This is a genomic window from Allobosea sp. FBZP-16 (genome assembly GCF_002831785.1).
Classification (GTDB): domain Bacteria; phylum Pseudomonadota; class Alphaproteobacteria; order Rhizobiales; family Beijerinckiaceae; genus Allobosea; species Allobosea lupini.
On the sequence record NZ_LNCQ01000036.1, the window covers coordinates 44,321 to 63,888 of the forward strand.

Sequence of the window (19,568 nt, forward strand, 5' to 3'; positions counted from 1 at the left end):
CCGATGATAGTTCAACATTTACGAAAATCAGCGTGATCGGAACGATTTTTCGACCGCCCTACCTGTGGCCTGCGCGATCCCGTTCACGCCTCGTTTACAACACGAAGAAATCCCCCGGGCACGCCAACCTTTGCTTAGCCCGCGCCGGGTATTGCTGCCCTTGGGAAAGGCCGCCCCGGCAAACGCGCCGTGACGAGGACGAGTCCAGACAGCATGCGTATCCTGATGGCCTGTGCAGCGTTCCCGCCCTTCATCGACGGCGGCGGGCCGATCTCGGCGATGATCGTCGCCAAGCTGCTGCTCGCGGCCGGCCATGACCTGACCGTTGTCAACGTCTCCGGCGAGGACAGGCACGAGACCTATGACGGCGTGCCGGTGCACCGCCTGCGCTCGCTCAACATCGACTGGAACTACCGGCTGCCTCGGCCAGGCTGGAAGAAAGCGATCTGGCACGCGCTAGAGAACTTCAATCCGCGCGCCTTTTTCGTCATGCGCCGCGAGATCAGGCGCCTACGCCCCGACATCGTGCTGACCGACTCGATCGAGAACATCAATGTCGCGACCTGGGCGGCGGCGAAAAGCTGCGGCGTGCCGGTCGCGCATATCCTGCGCAGCACCTTCCTGCTCTGCTGGAAGGGCAGCATGTGGAAGGGCAACGACAATTGCGGACGCGCCTGCGGTTCCTGCCAGGTGAGCTCCTACGGCAAGAAATTGAACTCGCGCTTCGTCGACGCCGTGATCGGCGAGACCGATTTCATCATCGGCCGCCACACCGAGCACGGCTATTTCCCGAACGCGACGACGCACGCCATTCCCGGCGCGATCGCGCCCGTGCCCGGCGCTCTGCCCCGCTCAGCTCCGCCGGCGGAGCGCCCGCTACGCATCGGCTTCATCGGCGTACACGACCCGATCAAGGGCCTCGACACGCTGGCCGCAGCCGCGCAACGGCTCGCCGGCGAACCGGTCGAGTTCCTGATCGCCGGCACCGGCCAGAGCGACTATGCCAAGGCCCTGCCCGGGCGCTTCCCGGCGCACAACACCCGCTTCCTCGGCTGGACCAAGCCGGATGCGTTCCTGCCCGAGATCGACGTCCTCGCCGTTCCCTCGCTGTTCCGCGAGCCGTTCGGGCGGGTGGTGATCGAGGCTTTCGCCCATGGCGTGCCGGTGATCGGCGCCAGGTCCGGCGGCATCCCCGAGACGATCCAAACGGGCGTCAATGGCGCCCTGTTCGAGCCGGGTGACGATGCCGCGCTGGCGGCGCAGATCACGGCCTACGCAAGGGATCGCGGGCTCGTCGCGGTGCAATCGGCCGGCGCGCTCGCCGCCGCCGCCCGCTACAGCCCGGACCGGATCGCCGCCGCCTACGGCGCCGTCTTCGATGGCCTCGTCGGCAAGCCGGCCGGGACCGCGCTCCTGCAGCCGCGGGAGGCGCGGCCGTGAGGGAATTCCTCGATCTCGCCTGGACCGGGGCCGGCCGCTTCCTGCCGGCCTTCTCGTCGCGCTTCAGCAGCACGCTGCTGAGCTTCCTCGTGCTGCTGGCCGCGAGCCATTTCCTGCCGACCTCGGAATACGGGCTCTATGTCTTCCTGTTCTCGATCGGCAGCGCGCTCGGGCTGATCGCCGTGCTCGGCCAGCAGATCCTGGTGGTGAAGCATTATCGCCGGGCCGAGGCGAGTGGCCATCCGCTCAACCAGGCCCTCCTCGGCGTCAACGCGCGCTGGCTCGCGCTCGGCTGCTTCGTGCTGCTGGCGGCGGCGCTGCCGCTCTGGCTCTTCGCCGACCGGCTGCCGCCGACCTACCACTATCTCTGGCTCGCCTTCGTCTTCGCCGCGATCTTCGCGCTGAGCGAGTACCTGCAGAACTATTTCCGCATCCATGGCCGCATCAACATGTCACTGGTGCCGCGCGAGATCGTCTGGCGCGGCAGCTCGATCCTGTTGATCGCCGGTGCCGGGTTCGTCGGCCTCCTCGGCGGCGGCGCGGGCGCCATGGCGATCATCACCGGACTGCTCGCCGCCACGACGCTCTATCAGAGCGTCTGCTTCCTCCAGGACGAGGGGGTGGGTTGGCTCAAGGCGCGTGACCAGGTGCCGGCGGAGACCCATGGCGAGTGGCGCCGGGAAAGCGGCTATTTCATCGCCAACAACGTGCTGAACTCGGCCTCGGCCTATCTCGAGACGATCCTGATCGGCGCGCTGCTCGGGCTGAACGAAGCCGGATTCTATTTCGTCGCGCTGCGGATTTCGATGCTGCTGCTGCTGCCGCTGGCAGCGATCGATACGGTCGGCATCCCGATGATCGCCGCCCGCTTCCAGAAATCCGACACGGCCGGGGCGCAACTGCTGATCGGGCGGCTCTCCTTCGCCAGCTTCTGCATCTCGCTGCTGGGTGCGCTGGCGCTCGCCGTGGTGGCGCCCTTCATCCTGCATCTGTTCAATCCGGAGTTCGTCCAGCACGAGAACGTTCTGGTCGCGCTCTGCGTGATGTCGGTCTCGCTCGCCTTCTTCGGCCCCGGTTCCTGGCTGCTGATGATCGGCGGCGGCGAGCGCTTCTTCCTGATCGCGCGGGCGATCATGTTCGTCCTCTATCTCGGCCTGCTCTATGCGCTGGCGCGGGTCGGCGGGCTGATGGGCATCGCCATCGCCGGGCTGGTCTTCAGCACCGCCTCCAGCCTCGCCGCCTGGTACTGGATCAAGCAGAAATGGCGGATCGACAACATGGCGACCGCCTTCTTCCGGCCCTTCCTGTTCGGCGGCGCGCCGCAGGACCAGCCAGACCCGCTGCCGCCCGGCCGCGCCAGCGAAGGAGCCGGCCGATGACGGCAGCTGCAGCCTATCGTATCGATCCGGCCGGCGAGGCGAGGACGGCCCCATCGCCTTTCGGCACGCCCGTGACCTTCGGCGGCAGCATGGGCATGCTCCATGCCGGCCGTGCCCCGGTCGCAGTGCTGATGCTCGGCGCCATCGGCTATGAGGAGCTCTGCCTGCGCGCGACCTGGCGCAGCCTGGCGCAGGCGATCTCCGACAGAGGCATCGCCTGCCTGCGCTTCGACTATCCCGGCCAGGGCGACGCCCATGAAGCCGCCGATGTGCAGGGGCTGGACGACTGGTTCGAGACCATCCGCGCCGCCGCCGACCTGCTGCGGCGCGCCAGCGGCTGCGAGCGCCTCGTGCTACTCGGCCAGGGGCTCGGCGGGACGCTGGCGCTCAAGCTCGCCGAGCAGCTCGCTCCGGTCGCGGCCAGCGTGCTGATGGCGCCGGTCGGCAACGGCAAGCGCTATCTGCGCGAGCTCTCGGCCTGGACGCGGATCGTCTCGGACCGGATCGGCATCGGCACCGACCCCGACGACGAGACACGCTGCGCCGTGGCGGGCCTGCGCATCGCGCCCGGCCGCCTGCCGGCGATCGCGACGCTCGGCACGGCAGCGCTCCGACAGGCGCCGTCCGAGCAGATTCTGCTGCTGTCGCGGCCGGGCCATGGTGGCGACGCGGCACTCGCCGAGACACTCACCGGTCTCGGCGCCACCGTGACGCAGCGCGACTATGACGGCTATGAGACGCTGACGACCGACCCGACCGCGGCGCGCCCGCCAATGGCGACCATAGCCGGGATCGTCGACTGGATCGCCGAGCGGGCGGCGGCTGCCGGCTCTGCTCGCGCCGACATCGGGACGTCGCAATTGCCCGGCCCGGCGGAAGGCCTGCTCGGCGATGGTTTCATCGAACGGCCGATCCGCTTCGGCCCGGATGGCCGGCTCTTCGGCGTGCTCTGCGAGCCGCTCGGGCCGGCGGCGCGCGAAACCATCGTCTTCGTCAATGCCGGCCGCGACTACCATATCGGCTGGGCCCGAGTCAGCGTCAGCCAGGCGCGCGCCTTCGCCCGGCGTGGCGTCGCCTCATTGCGATTCGACGCCAGCAGCGTCGGCGACAGCGGCGTCGCCGCTGACGGGCCGGAGGAGATCCTCTACTCGCAGGCGCAGATCGACGATGTCCGCCTCGCCATCGATGCCATGCAGGCGCGCGGCTTCGACGCACCCGTCCTGATCGGGCGCTGCAGCGGCGCCTATGCCGCCTTCCATGCCGCCGTTGTCGACGAGCGCATCCGCCGCCTCGTCATCGTCAACAACGAGCGCTTCGTCTGGGATCCCGACGAGAGCGTCGAGGATGCGATCCGCTATGCCCATCGCAGCGCCGGCGACCTCGGCGCGACATTGGCCCGCAAGGACGGCTTGCGCCGCCTGCTCACCGGCAAGCTCCGGGTCGGACCGGCCGGGCGCTATCTGATCTGGCGCTATCGCAAACGGCTCTCGGTCAAGCTCGCGCCACTGCTCGGGCGCCTCACCAAGCATGGCCGGCTCCACCACCAGTGCCATCGCCATTTCGCGACGCTCGCGGCACGCAATGTCGAGCTCTCGCTGCTCTATGCCGATGGCGATGTCGGCCTCGCCGAGCTCGAGACCTATTTCGGCGAAGCCGGCAAGGGGCTTGCCGCCTATCCGAACACCTCGCTGACCATGCTCGCCGACGCCGACCACAATTTCACGCATCTCGCCGCCGGCCGCCGGCTGCTCGATGCGCTCATCCGGATCGTCACGCCGTGAGACTGACTGTTCTTGCCCTGGCCCTGCTCGCCACCTTGCCGGCGCGGGCCGAGACCTGTCTGCGCGGCGTCAACCTGTCTGGCGCCGAGTTCGGCGACACCCCCGGCAAGGTCGACACCGACTATACCTATCCGAGCGAAGAGGCGATCCAGCGGCTCGGCAAGCTCGGCGCCAGCGCCATCCGCCTGCCCTTCCGCTGGGAACGCATCCAGCCTGACCTCAATGGCGGGCTCGACATCATGGAGCTGGCCTATCTCGACCAGACGGTCCGCCGGATCAACGAGGCTGGGCTGATCGCCATCATCGACCTCCACAATTACGGCTATTACGCCAAGAAGCAGCTCGGCTCGAAGGAGCTGCCGGCCGAAGCGCTCGCGGATGTCTGGCGCCGGCTCGCCGAGCATTATCGCGAACGGCCCAAGCTCGTCTTCTCGCTGATGAACGAGCCCTACGACATCACCAGCGCAAACTGGGCGAAGATCCAGAACGTCGCCATCGCCGCGATCCGCAAGGCCGGCGCCAAGCAGCTCCTGCTGGTCACCGGCACGGCCTTCGGCGGCGCCCATAGCTGGACCTCCGACCTGCCGGTCGGCAACAACGGCCGCGACCTCCTCGGCGTCGTCGACCCGCTCGATCGCTACGCCTACGACTTCCATCAATATCTCGACGCCGACTATTCCGGCCGTGCAGCGGAATGCTCGGCCGCGGCCGGTGCGCTGAAAGCGATCGACGACGTCACCGCCTGGCTCAAGGCCAATGACCGCCGCGGCTTCCTCGGCGAGTTCGCGGCCTCGAACAAGCTGGAATGCCTGACCGCGCTCCGGCAGATGGCGGCGAAGGTCGACGCCAGCCCGCAGCAATGGCTGGGCTGGACCGCCTGGGGCGCCGGGCCCTGGTGGCCGGCGGACTACATCTTCAACCTCGAGCCGACCAAGGCGGGCGAGCGCCCGCAGATGAGGGTGCTGCTCGAACGCCTGAAGGCGAAGCGCCCCAGCGCCGTCTGCGGCCGGGAGGCCAAGCCGTGACCGCTCCATTCTCCCATCGCGCCGCGCCCGCTCTGCCGGCCGGCACGCGCGTCATTCATGTCGTGCGCCAGTTCCTGCCCAATCGCGGCGGGCTGGAAGACGTCGTCGCCAATCTCTGCCGGGCGCAGCTGGCGCTCGGCCTCAAGCCCTCGGTTGTGACGCTCGACCGTCTGTTCTCGCGGCCGGAGCTCGTCCTGCCGACGAGCGAGGTGATCGACGGCATCCCGATTACCCGCATCCCCTTCCGCGGCTCGACGCGCTATCCGCTCGCTCCGGAGGTGTTCAAGCACCTGCGCGAGGCCGATCTCGTCCATGTCCACGCGATCGACTTCTTCTTCGATGCGCTCGCTCTGGGCTGGCTGCTGCACCGCAAGCCGCTCGTCGCCACCACCCATGGCGGCTTCTTCCACACCAGCGACTTTGCCGGCCTGAAGAAGCTCTGGTTCAACGGCCCGACCCGGCTCTCGGCACAGGTCTATCGCGGTATCGCCGGCTGCAGCACGAACGATGCCCGCATGTTCGAGCGGCTCGCGCCCGGCAAGGTCCGGGTGATCGAGAACGGCGTCGACCTCGACAAGTTCGCCGGTGCCTCCAGTCCCGACCCGCAAAGGCGCCTGGTCAGCATCGGCCGCTTCTCCAAGAACAAGCGGCCGGACCGGCTGATCGCGACGATGGCGGCCCTGGCGCGGCGCGATCCATCCTGGCATCTCGACATGCTCGGCGTCGCCTCGGATTGGACCGAAGAAGCGCTGCACAAGGCGATCGCAGACGCCGGCATGGAGCAGAACGTCACCCTTCATCTCGGCCTCGACGATGCCGCGGCTAGGCAGGTGATGAGCCGCGCCTCGCTCTTCGTCTCCGCCTCGGAGTTCGAGGGTTTCGGCCTTGCCCTGGTCGAAGCAATGAGCGCCGGCCTCGTGCCGGTCGTCCAGCCCAATGCCGCCTTCGCTGGCCTCGCCAGCAAGTTCCCGGTTGTCCGCACCGTCGATTTCGCCGACGCGGACGAGGCTGCCCTGGCCGTCGAACAGGCTCATGCCGATCTCGTCCGCTATCCCGGCAATACGCGCCCGCGTCTTTCGAACCTCGCATCCTATTCCTGGCACGAGGTCGCCCGCCGCTATCTCGAATTCTACACCGCCGCGCTCTGACCCTCCGACGCCATCGCGCTGTCGCCGCGCAAGCCCCCTTGCGTATCGTCTGATTCTAGCTTTGTAATAGTGGATACACTCATACAAAGCGGCTGACCGAGTGCAGATGGCTTGCGGGGAAACGGGATGAGCTTCGCCTCGAAAGGCATGGCTGCGACGGCGCAGGACGAGGCCTATCGCGCCATCCTCCAGGACATCCGCAGCGGCCGCTATCAGCCTGGCGAGCGCCTGATCCCGGAGACGATCGCGCGCGAGCTGGCCATGAGCCGCATGCCGGTGCGCGAAGCCTTCCAGCGCCTCGCCAATGAAGGCCTCGTCCTGATCCGCCCCAATCGCGGTTGCGTCGTCTCCGGCCTGACGATCGACGAGATCTACGAGCTCTTCGAAATCCGCTCCGTGCTGGAGGGTCTCGCGGTTCGCCTCGCCATGCCGCGTTTCGATGCAGCGGCGCTCGCCGAGCTCGACGACCACGTCGCCCGCATGCACCGCGCCGGTGCGGCCGGCGGCGGCGACTGGCTCGGCCGTCACCAGGAATTCCACGCCTATATCTGCGGCCTCAGCCGGCGGCCCAAGCTGATCGCCCAGATCGCAGCGCTGCATATCGCCGTCGAGCCCTATATGCGCGTCTGGCTCCACCATGTCGCCCAACCCGCCCACGCGACCGAGCGCCAGGACGAGGTCGTCGAGGCGATCAGGACCGGCGACGCCGAGCATGCCGAGGCGGTGATGCGCGAGCACGTCCTGCGCACCGCGCCGCGCCTCGCCGAGTTCCTGCGCAAACGCAGTCAGGCTGCCGGAGCGTCTTCGGCGCTTCCGGCGAGCACCCAGCCCTGAACCGAACGATCGAGCGGCTCGCCAGAAGGCCGCTCCGACGAGGGACACCCAAGGCTCAACCAAAACAACGAGGGGGTCCACAATGGATCGACGCCAGTTCCTGAAAGCCTCGGCCGCGGCCGCCTTCCTGCCGGCCGCGCCGCATCTCGCCAGCGCGCAGGATGCCAAGACCTTGCGCTTCGTGCCCTATTCCGACGTCGCGATCATCGATCCGATCTGGACCAACGGCTATTCGACCCGCACCCACGCGCTGCTGGTCTGGGACACGCTCTACGGGCTCGACGACCAGTTCCAGCCGCAACCGCAAATGGTCGAGGGCCATGTCGTCGAGGAGGACGACAAACGCTGGACGCTGACGCTGCGGCCCGGCCTCGTCTTCCATGACGGCAGCAAGGTGCTGGCGCGCGACGCCGTCGCCTCGATCAAGCGCTGGAGCGCCCGCGACACCTTCGGCCAGGCGCTGATGGCCGCGACCGACGAGCTCTCGGCGCCCGACGATCGTACCATCGTCTTCCGGCTGAAGGCGCCCTTCCCGCATCTGCCGGCGGCGCTCGCCCGCCCGAGCGCGCTCGTCGCCGCGATCATGCCGGAGCGCCTCGCCGCAACCGACCCGTTCAAGCAGATCCCGGAAGCGATCGGCAGCGGCCCCTATCGCTATCTCACTGCCGAGCGCATCGCCGGCGCCCGCCATGTCTATGCCAGGCACGAGGGTTACGTGCCGCGCCAGGGCACGCCGAGCTTCACCGCCGGCCCACGCACGCCCTATCTCGACCGCATTGAGTTCACCGTCATGCCCGATGCCGCGACTGCGGTCGCAGCGCTGCAGACCGGCGCGGTCGACTGGGTCGAGCAGCCGATCATCGACCTGCTGCCGCTGCTGCGGAAGGACCCGAACATCACCGTCGAGGTCAAGGACCGGACCGGAATGGCCGGGCAGCTCAGGCTCAACCATCTGCAGCCGCCCTTCAACAATCCGGCGGTGCGCCGCGTCATCCTCCAGGCGATCGACCAGGAGGAGTGCATGAACGCGGTCTGCGGCGGCGATCCGCAGGTCGAGCGCGGCAGCATCGGCTTCTTCCCGAACAACTCGCCGATGGCATCCGACGTCGCGGGCAAGGTCCTGAAGGGCCCCAAGGATTTCGGCAAACTCAAGCAGGAGCTCGCTGCGGCCGGCTACAAGGGAGAGCGCGCCGTCTTCCTTGCGGCGCAGGACGTGCCTCGCATCGCCCTGGTCTGCGACGTCGCGGCGGATGCGCTGCGCAAGATCGGCGTCAATGTCGACTTCGTCGCCGCCGACTGGGGCACCGTCCTCCAGCGCATCAGCAGCCGCAACCCGGTCGAGCAGGGAGGCTGGAGCTGCTATGTCACCTATTGGGCCGGGCTCGATCTCGGCTCGCCGGCGACGAGCTCGCCTTTGCGTGGCAACGGCGCCAAGGGCAGCCCGGGCTGGCCCGACAGCCCCCAGATCGAGGCACTTCGCGCCCGCTTCCTGACCGCTGCCGACCCGGCCGAGCAGAAGGCGATCGCCCGCGAGATCGAGCTGCAGGCGATGCAGGACGTGCCTTACGTCCCGGCCGGGCAGTACCTCCAGCCGGTTGCCTACCGCAAGAACCTGACCGGCATGCTGAACGGCGTCCCGGTCTTCACCAATCTGCGCAAGGGCTGAGCGCCCTTCGCCTCCTTCCCCATGGCCGGCGACCAGCGCCGGCCAGATTTCCACGAAAGCCAGCCTATGCGTGATCTCGAGCTTCCCGGCCGCTCCCTCGCAATCAGCCGCAATGCGATGGCGGCGACCTCGCATCCCGCCTCGACGCTCGCCGCGCTCGACATCATGAAGGCTGGCGGTAACGCCATCGACGCAGCGATCGCCGCCTGCGCCGTGCAATGCGTCGTCGAGGCCGGCTCGACCGGCGTCGGCGGCGACTGCTTCGTGCTCTATTCGCAGGGCGGATCGACCGATGTCATCGCCTATAACGGCTCGGGCCGCACGCCCGCCTCCGCGACGCTGGACTGGTACGCGAAGGCCGGCATCACCACGCTGGAGCGGCACTCCCCGCATGCCGTTACCGTGCCTGGCGCGATCGACGCCTGGACCCGGCTCAACAAGGATCATGGCCGCCTGCCGCTGGCCGAGGTCCTCGCGCCCGCCATCGCCTATGCCCGCGACGGCTATGCGCTGACACCGCGCGTCGCCTACGATCTCGCGGCCCAGCGCGAGCTGCTGATCAAGGACGCCAACGCCGCCGCGACCTTCCTCGCCGACGGCAAGGCTCCGCTGGCCGGCACGGTCCAGCGTCAGCCGGCTCTCGCCGAGACGCTCGAAGCGATCGGCCGCGAGGGCCGCGACGCCTTCTATCGCGGCGAGATCGCCAGAGAGATGGTCGACTATCTCCAGGCCGCCGGCGGCCTGCACACGGCGGACGATTTCGCCGCCGCCGAGGGCGAATACGTCACGCCGATCAGCGCGACCTTCCGTGGCCGCACCGTCTATGAGTGCCCGCCGAACGGCCAGGGCGTGATCGCATTACTGATCATGAAGATCCTCGAGCGCTTCAAGCCGAAGGGTGGCCCGCTCGTGGTCGAGAACCTGCATATCGAGCTGGAGGCGACCCGGCTCGCCTATGCCGCGCGCGACCGCTTCCTGGCAGACCCCGCCAAAGCCGAGGTGCCGGTCGAGCACCTGCTCTCGGATGCGCTCGCCGACGAACTCGCCGGGATGATCGATCCCGATCGCGCCCTAGATCCGTTGCCGGTCATCCCCGGCGGGGCCGAGCACAAGGACACCGTCTATATCAGCGTCGTCGACAAGGACCGCAACGCCGTCTCCTTCATCAACTCGATCTTCTCGCCCTATGGCAGCGGGCTGATGACCAAAAAGTCCGGCGTGCTCTTCCACAATCGCGGCCAGAGCTTCGTGCTGAAGCAGGGTCACCCGAACGCGATCGCCCCGCGCAAGCGTCCGATGCACACGATCATCCCCGGCATGCTCGCCGAGAACGGCCGCGTCGTCATGCCCTTCGGCGTGATGGGCGGGCACTACCAGGCGATGGGCCATGCCCATTTCCTGGCGAAGCTGTTCGACCACGGCCTCGATTTGCAGGAGGCGATCGACCTGCCGCGCCTCTTCCCCCTGCCCGGCACGAACACGGTGGAGGCGGAGGCACGCCTGCGCGAGAGCGTCGGCGCGGCCCTGACCGGACGCGGCTTCAAGGTCGAGGTGCCGAAATCGCCGATGGGCGGCGCCCAGGCGATCTGGATCGACTGGGAGAAGGGCACGCTGACCGGCGGCTCCGATCCGCGCAAGGACGGCTGCGCCCTCGGCTACTGAGTGTCCAGTGCGAGGCCGCCCTGCATGAGGTGGCCTCGACAGCGCCGGCGATCCCGGCAAGCTTCTTCTTCAGAACAGGTCGAGGGAGAAGCGGGCATGGCGGGCGAGGAATCGAAGGGGCGCGGCATCGCCGGCGGGCTGACCAATTACGGCGACTCGGACTTCGCCGCCTATCTGCGCCGCTCCTTCGCCCGCTCGATGGGCTACTCCGACGAAGCGCTGGCGCGGCCGATCGTCGGCATCGCCAATACCTATAGCGGTTTCAACAACTGCCACCGTCACTTCCCCGAACTGCTAGAGGCGGTGAAGCGCGGCGTGCTGATGGCCGGTGGCCTCCCCGTCGAGTTCCCGACCATCTCGCTCGGCGAGGTCTTCCTCAACCCGACCAGCCTGAAATTCCGCAATCTGATGGCGATGGGCACGGAGGAAATGATCCGGGCTCAGCCGATCGATGCCGTCGTGCTGATGGGCGGCTGCGACAAGACCGTGCCGGCGCAGTTGATGGCGGCGCTCTCGGCCAATATTCCGACCGTCCAGCTCGTCGGCGGGCCGATGTCGACCGGCCGCCACAAGGGCGAGCGCCTGGGTGCCTGCACCGATTGCCGCCGCTTCTGGGCCCGTTTCCGCGCCGGCGAAATCGACCAGGGCGAGATCGACGTGGTCGAAGGCCGGCTCGCCACTACGGCCGGCACCTGCGCGGTGATGGGCACCGCCTCGACCATGGCCTGCATCGCCGAAACTCTGGGGCTCGCTTTGCCGCGCTCGGCCGCGATCCCCGCCGTCCATGCCGACCGGCTGCGTTGCGCCGAGGCAAGCGGCAAGCGCGCCGTCGAACTGATCGGCACGCAAACGCTGCTGCCGCGCCAGATCGTCACCGAGCAGGCGATCGAGAACGCCTGGCGCGTGCTGCTGGCCATCTCCGGCTCGACCAATGCCGTCGTCCATCTCACGGCGATCGCCCGCCGCGCCGGCATCAAGGTCGACCTCAACCGCCTCAACCGGCTCTCCGACGAGACGCCGGTTCTGGTGAACCTGAAGCCGGTCGGGAACAACTACATGGAGGATTTCTTCGCCGGTGGCGGCGTACCGGCCGTGCTGAAGGAGTTGCGCGACCTGCTCCATCTCGACTGCCTGACGATCACGGGCAAGACGCTGGGCGAACTGATCGACGGGCCCCTGCTCGATCAGCTCGACCGCACGATCATCCGCTCGCGCCAGGACCCAGTCGATCCCGATGGCGGCCTCGTCGCGGTGTTCGGTTCGCTCGCCCCGCGCGGCGCCATCGTCAAGCGCGCCGCGGCCGAGAAGCGGCTGCTGGAGCATGAGGGCCGGGCGGTCGTGTTCTCATCACTGGAGGACCTCTCGGCCCGCATCGACGATCCCGATCTCGATGTCGGTCCGGACGATATCCTCGTCCTGCAGAACGCCGGCCCGAAGAGCGCCGCCGCCATGCCGGAAGCCGGCTATCTGCCGATCCCGCGCAAGCTCGCGGCCAAGGGCGTCAAGGACATGGTCCGCATCTCCGATGCCCGCATGTCCGGCACCGCCTATGGCGCGATCGTGTTGCATGTCGCGCCGGAGGCGGCGGTCGGCGGCCCGCTGGCGCTGGTCCGCAATGGCGACCGCATCCGGCTCAGCGTCGCAGAGCGGAAGCTCGATCTGCTGGTCGACCCAGCCGAGCTCGAAGCGCGGCGGGCCGCCCTGCCGCAGCCGCCCGCAAGGCAGCGCCGCGGCTATGATCGGCTCTATGACGAGCACGTGCTCCAGGCCGACGAAGGTGTCGATTTCGACTTCTGCTGAGCTGTCGTCATCGCGAGCGCAGCGAAGCGATCTATGGGGAACAAGCCACTTCGCCCTGCCGCTCCTGGGTTGCTTCGCTGCGCTCGCAATGACGGAAACGTTCAAGCCAAATGGCAGGCGATCTCCAGCTCGACCTCGCGCCGCAGCGCCGGCGCCTCGGTGCGACAGCGCTCGACCGCCTGTACGCAGCGCGGATGGAATGCGCAGCCCGGCGGTGGCGCGATCGGGCTCGGCACCTCGCCCGACATCGGCCGCCGCTCTCGGTTCGGCCTCTCGACATCGGGGATCGTGTCGAGGAGGAGCCGCGTATAGGGATGGCGCGGCCGGCCGAACACGTCCTCCGCTGGCCCGCTCTCGACGAAGCGGCCGAGATACATGATGGCGAGATGGTCCGACATGTGCCGGACCACCGAGAGATTATGGCTGATGAAGAGATAGGTCAGCCCAAACTCCTTTTGCAGCCGGACCATCAGGTTGAGGATCTGCGCCTGAACTGACACGTCGAGCGCCGAGGTCGGCTCGTCGCAGACCAGGAAGTCCGCCTCGGTCGCCAGCGCGCGGGCGATCGAGATGCGCTGGCGCTGGCCGCCGGAGAATTCATGCGGGAAGCGGTTCGCATCCGCGCGCGACAGGCCGACGATTTCGAGCAGATCGCCCACGCGGGTCGCCGTCTCGCTCTCGTCCTTGCGCAGCTTCAATTCGCGGATCGGCTCGGCGATGATGTCGCCGACACGCCAGCGCGGGTTGAGCGAGGCGTAAGGGTCCTGGAAGATCATCTGCACCCGCGGCGGCCCGAAGGAGCCGTCGGCGCGCTTGATGTCCTTGAAATCGAGCATGCCCTGCGTCGGCCTTTGCAAGCCGACGACCATGCGCGCCAGGGTCGACTTCCCGCAGCCGGACTCTCCGACGATGCTGAAGGTCGTGCCGCGGTGGACGCTGAACGAGACGTTCTCGACCGCGCGCAGGATGCGGCGCGGCTCAGCTGAGAACAGCCGCGACAGCGCCGGCGCCGAGACGTCGAAGCGACAGGAGGCGGCGGTGACCTCAAGGATGGTGTTCGCCTCAGCCATGGGCGATCTCCCGCAGCGGGAAATGGCAGGCGGCGGCGTGATCGGATGCCGGCAGGCTGGGCTTGGTCTGCCGGCAGAGATCGGTGGCAAAGCCGCAGCGCGGATTGAAGGCGCAGCCGGTCGGGATCGCGTTCAAACGCGGCATCGAGCCGTCGATCTGGTTGAGCGCGGCGTTACGGCGGTGAACGCTCGGGATCGAGGCCATCAAACCGGCGGTATAGGGATGATGCGGCCGGCGCGTCACCTCCTCGACCGGGCCGATCTCGACGACGCGCCCGGCATACATCACCGCGACCCGATCGGCGGTCTCGGCGATCACGCCCATATCGTGCGTCACCAGCATGATCGCTGTGCCGTGCTCGCGGCAGAGCCGCTTCAGCAGCGTGGTGATCTGCGCCTGGATCGAGACGTCGAGCGCCGTGGTCGGCTCGTCGGCGATGATCAGCGTCGGCTCGGCGCAGAGCGCCAGCGCGATGACGACGCGCTGGCGCATGCCGCCGGAGAACTGGTGCGGGTAATGGTCGATCCGCGTCTCGGCGGCGGGGATGCCGACCTCCTTCAGAAGGTCGAGCGCCCGCTTGCGCGCCTCGGCCTTGCCGACCGGCAGATGCGTCGTGATCGTCTCGACCAGTTGCTCGCCGACGGTCAGCAGCGGATGCAGCGAGGTCAGCGGGTCCTGGAAGATCGCGCCGATCCGGCGGCCGCGCAATTTGCGCATCGTCTCGGCCGGCAGATTGTCGATGCGCTGGCCCGACAGCCTGATCTCGCCGCCGGCAAGGCGCCCGGGCGGATCGAGCAGGCCGATCACCGCCGTGCCGGTCAGCGACTTGCCGGCGCCGGATTCGCCGACCACGCCGAGGATTTCGCCCGGCGCGATCTCGAAGGAGATGCCGTCGAGCGCCGTCAGCGGGCCACGCCGCCCGTCGAAGACGATGCGCAGATCCTGCACCGAAAGCAGCGCTGGCTGGGCGTTCACGCGGCGTCCTCCTGGCGTTCGATCGCGTAGCTGGACGAGAAGATCTCGCTGGCGGGCGGGTGGCCCAAAGTGCGCTGCGGATAGCGCGCCATCACGCCCTCGAACTGCTTCTGGGCACGAATTTTGTCGGCGGCCTCGTCCTGGCCCGGAATGGCGCGGTCCTCCATGACGAAGCGGCCGTCGATCACCACGGTCGAGAAATCACGGCCATGGCCGGTCAGCAGCATCGTCTGGATGGGGTCGATGACCTGGCCGCTATGCGGCCGGTCCAACGCAAAGACGGTGATGTCGGCGCGCGAGCCGGGCTGGAGGCGGCCGAGATCGGGCCGCTGCAGCGCATCCGCGCCACCAATCGTGGCGGCGTCGTAGTAATCCTCGGAGCGCACGGCGCCGACATTGCCGGCCATGGTCCGAGAGAGGATCATGCCGACCTGCAGGTTCATGATCATGTCCGGCGGGGCGGTGTCGGTCCCCATGGCGATGTTGAGGCCCATGGCACGGTAGCTGCCGAAATGGTTGATCGCGTTGCCGTGCCGGCCCGAGACCAGCGGGCAATGCACAATGCTGGCGCCGGAATCGCGGATGATCTCGAGGTCGCGGCCGGGACGGTCGATCAGGCGGCTGCCGGAGACGACGGTGCCATGCGGCAGCAGGCAGCGCTCATCGAGGAAGCCGAGGCTTTCGAGCCATTCCGGCGGGCTCAGCCCGTGCTGGGCGAGGACGAGATCGTACTCGATCTTGGACTGGCAGCAGTGCAGGCGGACGGGGATATCGAGCTCGCGCGCCGCGGCGGCGGTGCGGCGCAGCAGCTCGGCCGTCGAGGTCTCGATGCGGTCGGGCGCGAGCATCGCCCGGATCAGCCCACCGGCCGCGCCGTCGTGACGCCGGGCGAAATCGATGGCGGCATCGAGCTCGGCAAGGCCGCGGGGCTCGTCGTAATGGGTGACGATGCGCCCGTCGGCTTCGACCAGCTGGTTGCCGGTCCGGTAGGCGGGGCCGAGATAGGCGCGCAGGCCGAGATCGGCGGCCGCTTTCGCGGCGTCCTCGAACTCCTGCACCGTCTCGCCCCAGGCGCGGTAGAACAGCGAGGCGATCGGCAGCGCCGTGGTGATGCCGTTGCGGATCAGCTGGGAGAAGGCATAGCGCTTCTGAAAGGCGAGTTCCTCGCGCGTATACATCTCGTAGGGGCCGGCTTCGAGATAGCTGCGCGGCCAGACGCGCCCCTTCTTCCAGGCCGGCTGGTTGTCATAGCCGAGGATGGTGGTGTCGAGATCGGAGAGGGCATCGCAATCGATGAAACCTGGCCCGATCAGGGCGTGGCCGTAGTCGAGGCGGCGGGCGACGTCGCCCGGAAAGCCATGGCCGACGAAGACGACTTCGCCGTCTTCGAACACGACCTCGCCGTTCTCATAGAGGCGGTGGCGGCCGTCCTTGTGGCCGACCACCCAGCGCGCGGTCATCAGGATACGGCCGTCCGGCCGCTTCTTGGCTCGCGGGGTCACGGCGCGGTCCTGATCGACACGCCGTCGCGGGCGACGATCTTGCCGCGCTTGATCACGCGGCGTCGCGGCGGACGGGTCGCGACGGCTTCGGCGATCGACTCGGCCGGCAGCAGGACGAGATCGGCGACGCAGCCGAGCTCGAGCCCGTAGCCCTCGATCTCCATCACCTTGGCGCCCTCGGTGGCGCAGACGTCCAGCGCCAGCCTGACCTCGTCGTCGCGACGGAAATTGTTGCGCAGGCCGACGAACATCGCCCGCTCCAGCATGTCGGCGTTGCCATAGGGGCTCCAGGTGTCGCGGATGCCGTCGGAGCCGGAGCAGACGCGGACGCCCGCCTGTAGCAGCTTCTTGACCGGAGGAGCCGGGCGGCTCGCCGGCGCGGTCGTCATGATCGCGATGTCGAGCACGGCGAGTTCCTCGATCAGCGGATCGATCAGGGCCGGATCTGGCGTGCCCAGGCAGAAGGCGTGGCTGACCGTGACCTTGCCGGTCATGCCGAGCGCGCGGGTGCGCTCGATGATCAGGTCGAGCGAGAAGGCACCGACCTCGCCGGGCTCGTGCAGATGGATGTCGAGCGGCTTGCCATAGCGCTGGCAGAGCCCGAAGACGGCGTCGAGATGGCCCTTGGGATCGCGGTCGATCGTGCAGGGATCGAGCCCGCCGACGATCTCGCAGCCGGCCTGCATCGCCTGGTCCATCAGTTCGAGCGTGCCCGGCCGGCGCAGCAGGCCCGATTGCGGGAAGGCGACGAGCTCGATGTCGACGATATCGCGATAGGCATCGCGCGTCTGCATCACGCCCTCGACACCCCACATCCCATGCTCGGTGTCGATATCGACATGGCTGCGGATATGGGTCGTGCCCTTGAGCGAGGAGAGGATGCTCTGGCGGGCTGACTGGCGCGCGGGATCGATGTCGAGCCGCTTCTTGTTCATCCGCTCGTTGTCGATCTTGTCGAGCAGCTTGGGGCCGACCTCGTTGGTGTACCAGGGCAGGCCGAGCAGGCTCTTGTCGAGATGGGTGTGGGCCTCGACCAGGCCGGGGATGACGATCTCGCCCTTGCCGTCCTCGATCGCGACGCCGGCCGGCGCGGAAAGGTTGGCGCCGATCTGGGCGATCCTGCCGTTCTCGATCAGGAGATCGACGGCCTTGCCGGCATAGGGGCGGACATTGCGGAGCAGCAGGGAGGCGGTCATCGCAGGCATATCCTCGTTTGATTTCTTGTCGTCAGCGCAGCTTCGGGTTCAGCGCGTCACGCAACCAGTCGCCGAGGAGGTTGACCGAGAGGACGATCAGTCCGAGCTGCAGCGAGGGGAAGACGACGAGCCACCAGGAGCCGGAGAACAGATACTGGTTGCCGATGCGGATCAGCGTGCCGAGGGAGGGCTGGGTGATCGGCATGCCGACGCCTAGAAAAGAGAGGGTCGCTTCCGACAGGATGGCGAGACCGAGATTGAGCGTGGCCGCGACCATCACCGGGGTCAGCGTGTTCGGCAGGATGTGCCGGCGCATGATCCGCCCAGCCGGCACCTTGATGATCCGCGCCGCCAGCACATATTCCTTGCGCCGCTCGACCATGGTCGAGGCGCGCACGGTGCGGGCGTACTGCACCCAGCTGGTCAGCGCGATCGAGACCACAAGCACGGCGGCGGCGAAGGGATCGCGCAGCGCTGGCGGCAGCAATTCCCGGAAGATCGCCGAGACCAGGATCGCCATCAGCAGCGTCGGGATCGACAAAACGGTATCGCCGAGCCGCATCAGGAGATTATCGATCCGCCCGCCATAGAAGCCGGCGGCAAGGCCGAGCGAGACGCCGATCGCCATCGAGACCAGCACGGCCGAGAAGCCGATGATCAGCGAGACCCGCGTGCCGTAGAGGATGGCGGAGAGCACGTCGCGCCCCTGCGGGTCGGTGCCGAGCAGGAAGGGCCATTCGCCATCCGCCGACCAGATCGGCGGGATCTCGGCCTTGTCGATAAACACCTGCGCCAGGTCGTGCGGGTTCTGCGGCGCGATCAGCGGGCAGAACAACGCGGTCAGGATCAGGATCGACAGCACCAGCGTCGAGAGCCAGGCGGCCGGCGTGCGCCGGAAGCTCCAGCCGATGTCGCTGTCGAGGAAGCGGCGCAGGCGGCCGGGTTTGGCGGCTTCAGCGGGCATTGGCGCCTCCCGAAAGCGCGTCCTCGCGCAGGCGCGGATCGACCCAGGCATAGGTCAGGTCGACCACCGTGTTGAGCGAGACGAAGATGAAGGAGACGACGATCAGATAGGCCGCCATCACCGGGATATCGACGAAGGTGACGGCCTGGACGAAGAGCATGCCCATGCCCGGCCACTGGAACACCGTCTCGGTGACCAGCGCGAAGGCGATCAGGTTGCCGATCTGCAGGCCGGTCACCGTGATCACCGGCATCAGGCAATTGCGCAGCGCGTGCCGGAAATTCACGACGCGGGCCGGCAGGCCGCGCGCCCTGGCGAAACGGATGAAATCGGTCCGCATCGTCTCCAGCATCTCGGCCCGCACCAGCCGCATCACCAGCGTGATCTGGAAGAGCGAGAGCGTGATGCCGGGCAGGATCAGCGCCTTGCGGCCCGACGCCGTCAGGAAGCCGGTGCTCCACCAGCCGAGCTGGACGACCTCACCGCGACCGAAGGCGGGCAGCCATTGCAGGTTCACCGAGAAGACCAGGATGAAGAGGATGCCGAGCGCGAAGCTCGGCAGGGAGACGCCGAGCACCGAGATGAATTGTAGTGCCTTGGCGAGGACGCTCTCTCGTCGGATCGCCGTGTAGACGCCGAGCGGGATGCCGACCGCCAGCGACAGGAAGGTCGCGACCAGCACCAGCTCGAAGGTCGCCGGGAAGCGCTCGGCGATCAGCGTGAACACCTCCTGCTGGTTCCGGTAGGAGATGCCGAAATCGCCGCGCACGGCATTGCCGACGAAGGTCGCGAACTGCAGCACGAAGCCCTTGTCGAGCCCGAGCCTGGTCCGCAGTTCGTCGCGCTGCTGCTGGCTCGCCTGCTCGTTGAGCATCAACTCGACGGGATCGCCGACGAAGCGGAAGGTCAGGAAGGCGAGGAACGCCACCGCCAGCATGACGCCGGCGGCATTGACGAAGCGCTTGAACAGGAAGGCGGGCATTGGGGAACTCCGCTGCCGACTTGATGTCTGGTCATCCCGGGCGACCCAAGGGAGACCCGGGATCCATTCCGGAACGGTTCAGGCATGGATCCCGGCTCTGCGCCGCTACGCGGCTCCGGCCGGGACGACCTCACACCAGAAGC

At 68.0% G+C, this 19,568-nt stretch carries 15 protein-coding genes; 9 read left to right on the forward strand and 6 right to left on the reverse strand.

The window, feature by feature from the left end; all coding sequences use genetic code 11:
* Positions 1 to 213 precede the first annotated feature (213 nt).
* The 9 genes from CXY91_RS19540 (at position 214) to CXY91_RS19580 (ending at position 12,735) form a co-directional block, all read left to right on the forward strand.
* Positions 214 to 1,440, forward strand: a complete 1,227-nt coding sequence (locus tag CXY91_RS19540) for a glycosyltransferase family 4 protein (protein ID WP_100962881.1) — start codon at positions 214 to 216, stop codon at positions 1,438 to 1,440.
* On the forward strand, positions 1,437 to 2,819 hold the full coding sequence (locus tag CXY91_RS19545; protein WP_100962882.1) for a lipopolysaccharide biosynthesis protein: 1,383 nt from the start codon (positions 1,437 to 1,439) through the stop codon (positions 2,817 to 2,819). The genes CXY91_RS19540 and CXY91_RS19545 overlap by 4 nt, the downstream gene beginning before the upstream one ends.
* Positions 2,816 to 4,600, forward strand: a complete 1,785-nt coding sequence (locus tag CXY91_RS19550; protein WP_158673501.1) for an alpha/beta fold hydrolase — start codon at positions 2,816 to 2,818, stop codon at positions 4,598 to 4,600. The genes CXY91_RS19545 and CXY91_RS19550 overlap by 4 nt, the downstream gene beginning before the upstream one ends.
* Entirely contained in the window at positions 4,597 to 5,625 is a 1,029-nt protein-coding gene (locus CXY91_RS30995) for a glycoside hydrolase family 5 protein (protein WP_158673502.1), read from the forward strand. Before CXY91_RS19550 ends, CXY91_RS30995 begins: the two co-directional genes overlap by 4 nt.
* Positions 5,622 to 6,773, forward strand: a complete 1,152-nt coding sequence (locus CXY91_RS19560) for a glycosyltransferase family 4 protein (RefSeq protein WP_248307561.1) — start codon at positions 5,622 to 5,624, stop codon at positions 6,771 to 6,773. The genes CXY91_RS30995 and CXY91_RS19560 overlap by 4 nt, the downstream gene beginning before the upstream one ends.
* A gap of 126 nt (positions 6,774 to 6,899) precedes the next feature.
* A complete protein-coding gene (locus CXY91_RS19565) occupies positions 6,900 to 7,607 on the forward strand; it encodes a GntR family transcriptional regulator (RefSeq protein WP_091833113.1) in 708 nt (235 codons plus the stop codon).
* Positions 7,608 to 7,689: 82 nt separating this feature from the next.
* Entirely contained in the window at positions 7,690 to 9,273 is a 1,584-nt protein-coding gene (locus CXY91_RS19570) for an ABC transporter substrate-binding protein (RefSeq protein WP_100962886.1), read from the forward strand.
* A gap of 66 nt (positions 9,274 to 9,339) precedes the next feature.
* Positions 9,340 to 10,935 carry a gamma-glutamyltransferase gene (ggt, locus tag CXY91_RS19575; RefSeq protein ID WP_100962887.1) on the forward strand — a complete coding sequence of 532 codons (1,596 nt, stop codon included), beginning with the start codon at positions 9,340 to 9,342 and terminating at the stop codon, positions 10,933 to 10,935.
* A 96-nt stretch (positions 10,936 to 11,031) separates the two neighbouring features.
* Positions 11,032 to 12,735 (forward strand): IlvD/Edd family dehydratase, encoded by a 1,704-nt coding sequence (locus CXY91_RS19580; protein ID WP_100962888.1) that lies wholly within the window; start codon positions 11,032 to 11,034, stop codon positions 12,733 to 12,735.
* Between the two features lie 101 nt (positions 12,736 to 12,836).
* Here the strand turns inward: CXY91_RS19580 and CXY91_RS19585 are convergent, their stop codons facing one another.
* The 6 genes from CXY91_RS19585 to CXY91_RS19610 are packed head-to-tail and all read right to left on the reverse strand — an operon-like array spanning position 12,837 to position 19,425.
* Complete coding sequence (locus CXY91_RS19585; RefSeq protein ID WP_100962889.1) at positions 12,837 to 13,805, reverse strand: ABC transporter ATP-binding protein; 969 nt, start codon at positions 13,803 to 13,805, stop codon at positions 12,837 to 12,839.
* A complete protein-coding gene (locus tag CXY91_RS19590; protein ID WP_100962890.1) occupies positions 13,798 to 14,781 on the reverse strand; it encodes an ABC transporter ATP-binding protein in 984 nt (327 codons plus the stop codon). Before CXY91_RS19590 ends, CXY91_RS19585 begins: the two co-directional genes overlap by 8 nt.
* Positions 14,778 to 16,241: an amidohydrolase family protein gene (locus CXY91_RS19595; protein WP_100962941.1), complete on the reverse strand. Its 1,464-nt coding sequence runs from the start codon at positions 16,239 to 16,241 to the stop codon at positions 14,778 to 14,780. The genes CXY91_RS19590 and CXY91_RS19595 overlap by 4 nt, the downstream gene beginning before the upstream one ends.
* A gap of 38 nt (positions 16,242 to 16,279) precedes the next feature.
* Positions 16,280 to 17,479 carry an amidohydrolase family protein gene (locus CXY91_RS19600; protein WP_100962891.1) on the reverse strand — a complete coding sequence of 400 codons (1,200 nt, stop codon included), beginning with the start codon at positions 17,477 to 17,479 and terminating at the stop codon, positions 16,280 to 16,282.
* A gap of 31 nt (positions 17,480 to 17,510) precedes the next feature.
* Positions 17,511 to 18,443, reverse strand: a complete 933-nt coding sequence (locus CXY91_RS19605) for an ABC transporter permease (RefSeq protein WP_100962892.1) — start codon at positions 18,441 to 18,443, stop codon at positions 17,511 to 17,513.
* Entirely contained in the window at positions 18,433 to 19,425 is a 993-nt protein-coding gene (locus CXY91_RS19610) for an ABC transporter permease (protein ID WP_100962893.1), read from the reverse strand. Before CXY91_RS19610 ends, CXY91_RS19605 begins: the two co-directional genes overlap by 11 nt.
* Positions 19,426 to 19,568 lie beyond the last annotated feature (143 nt).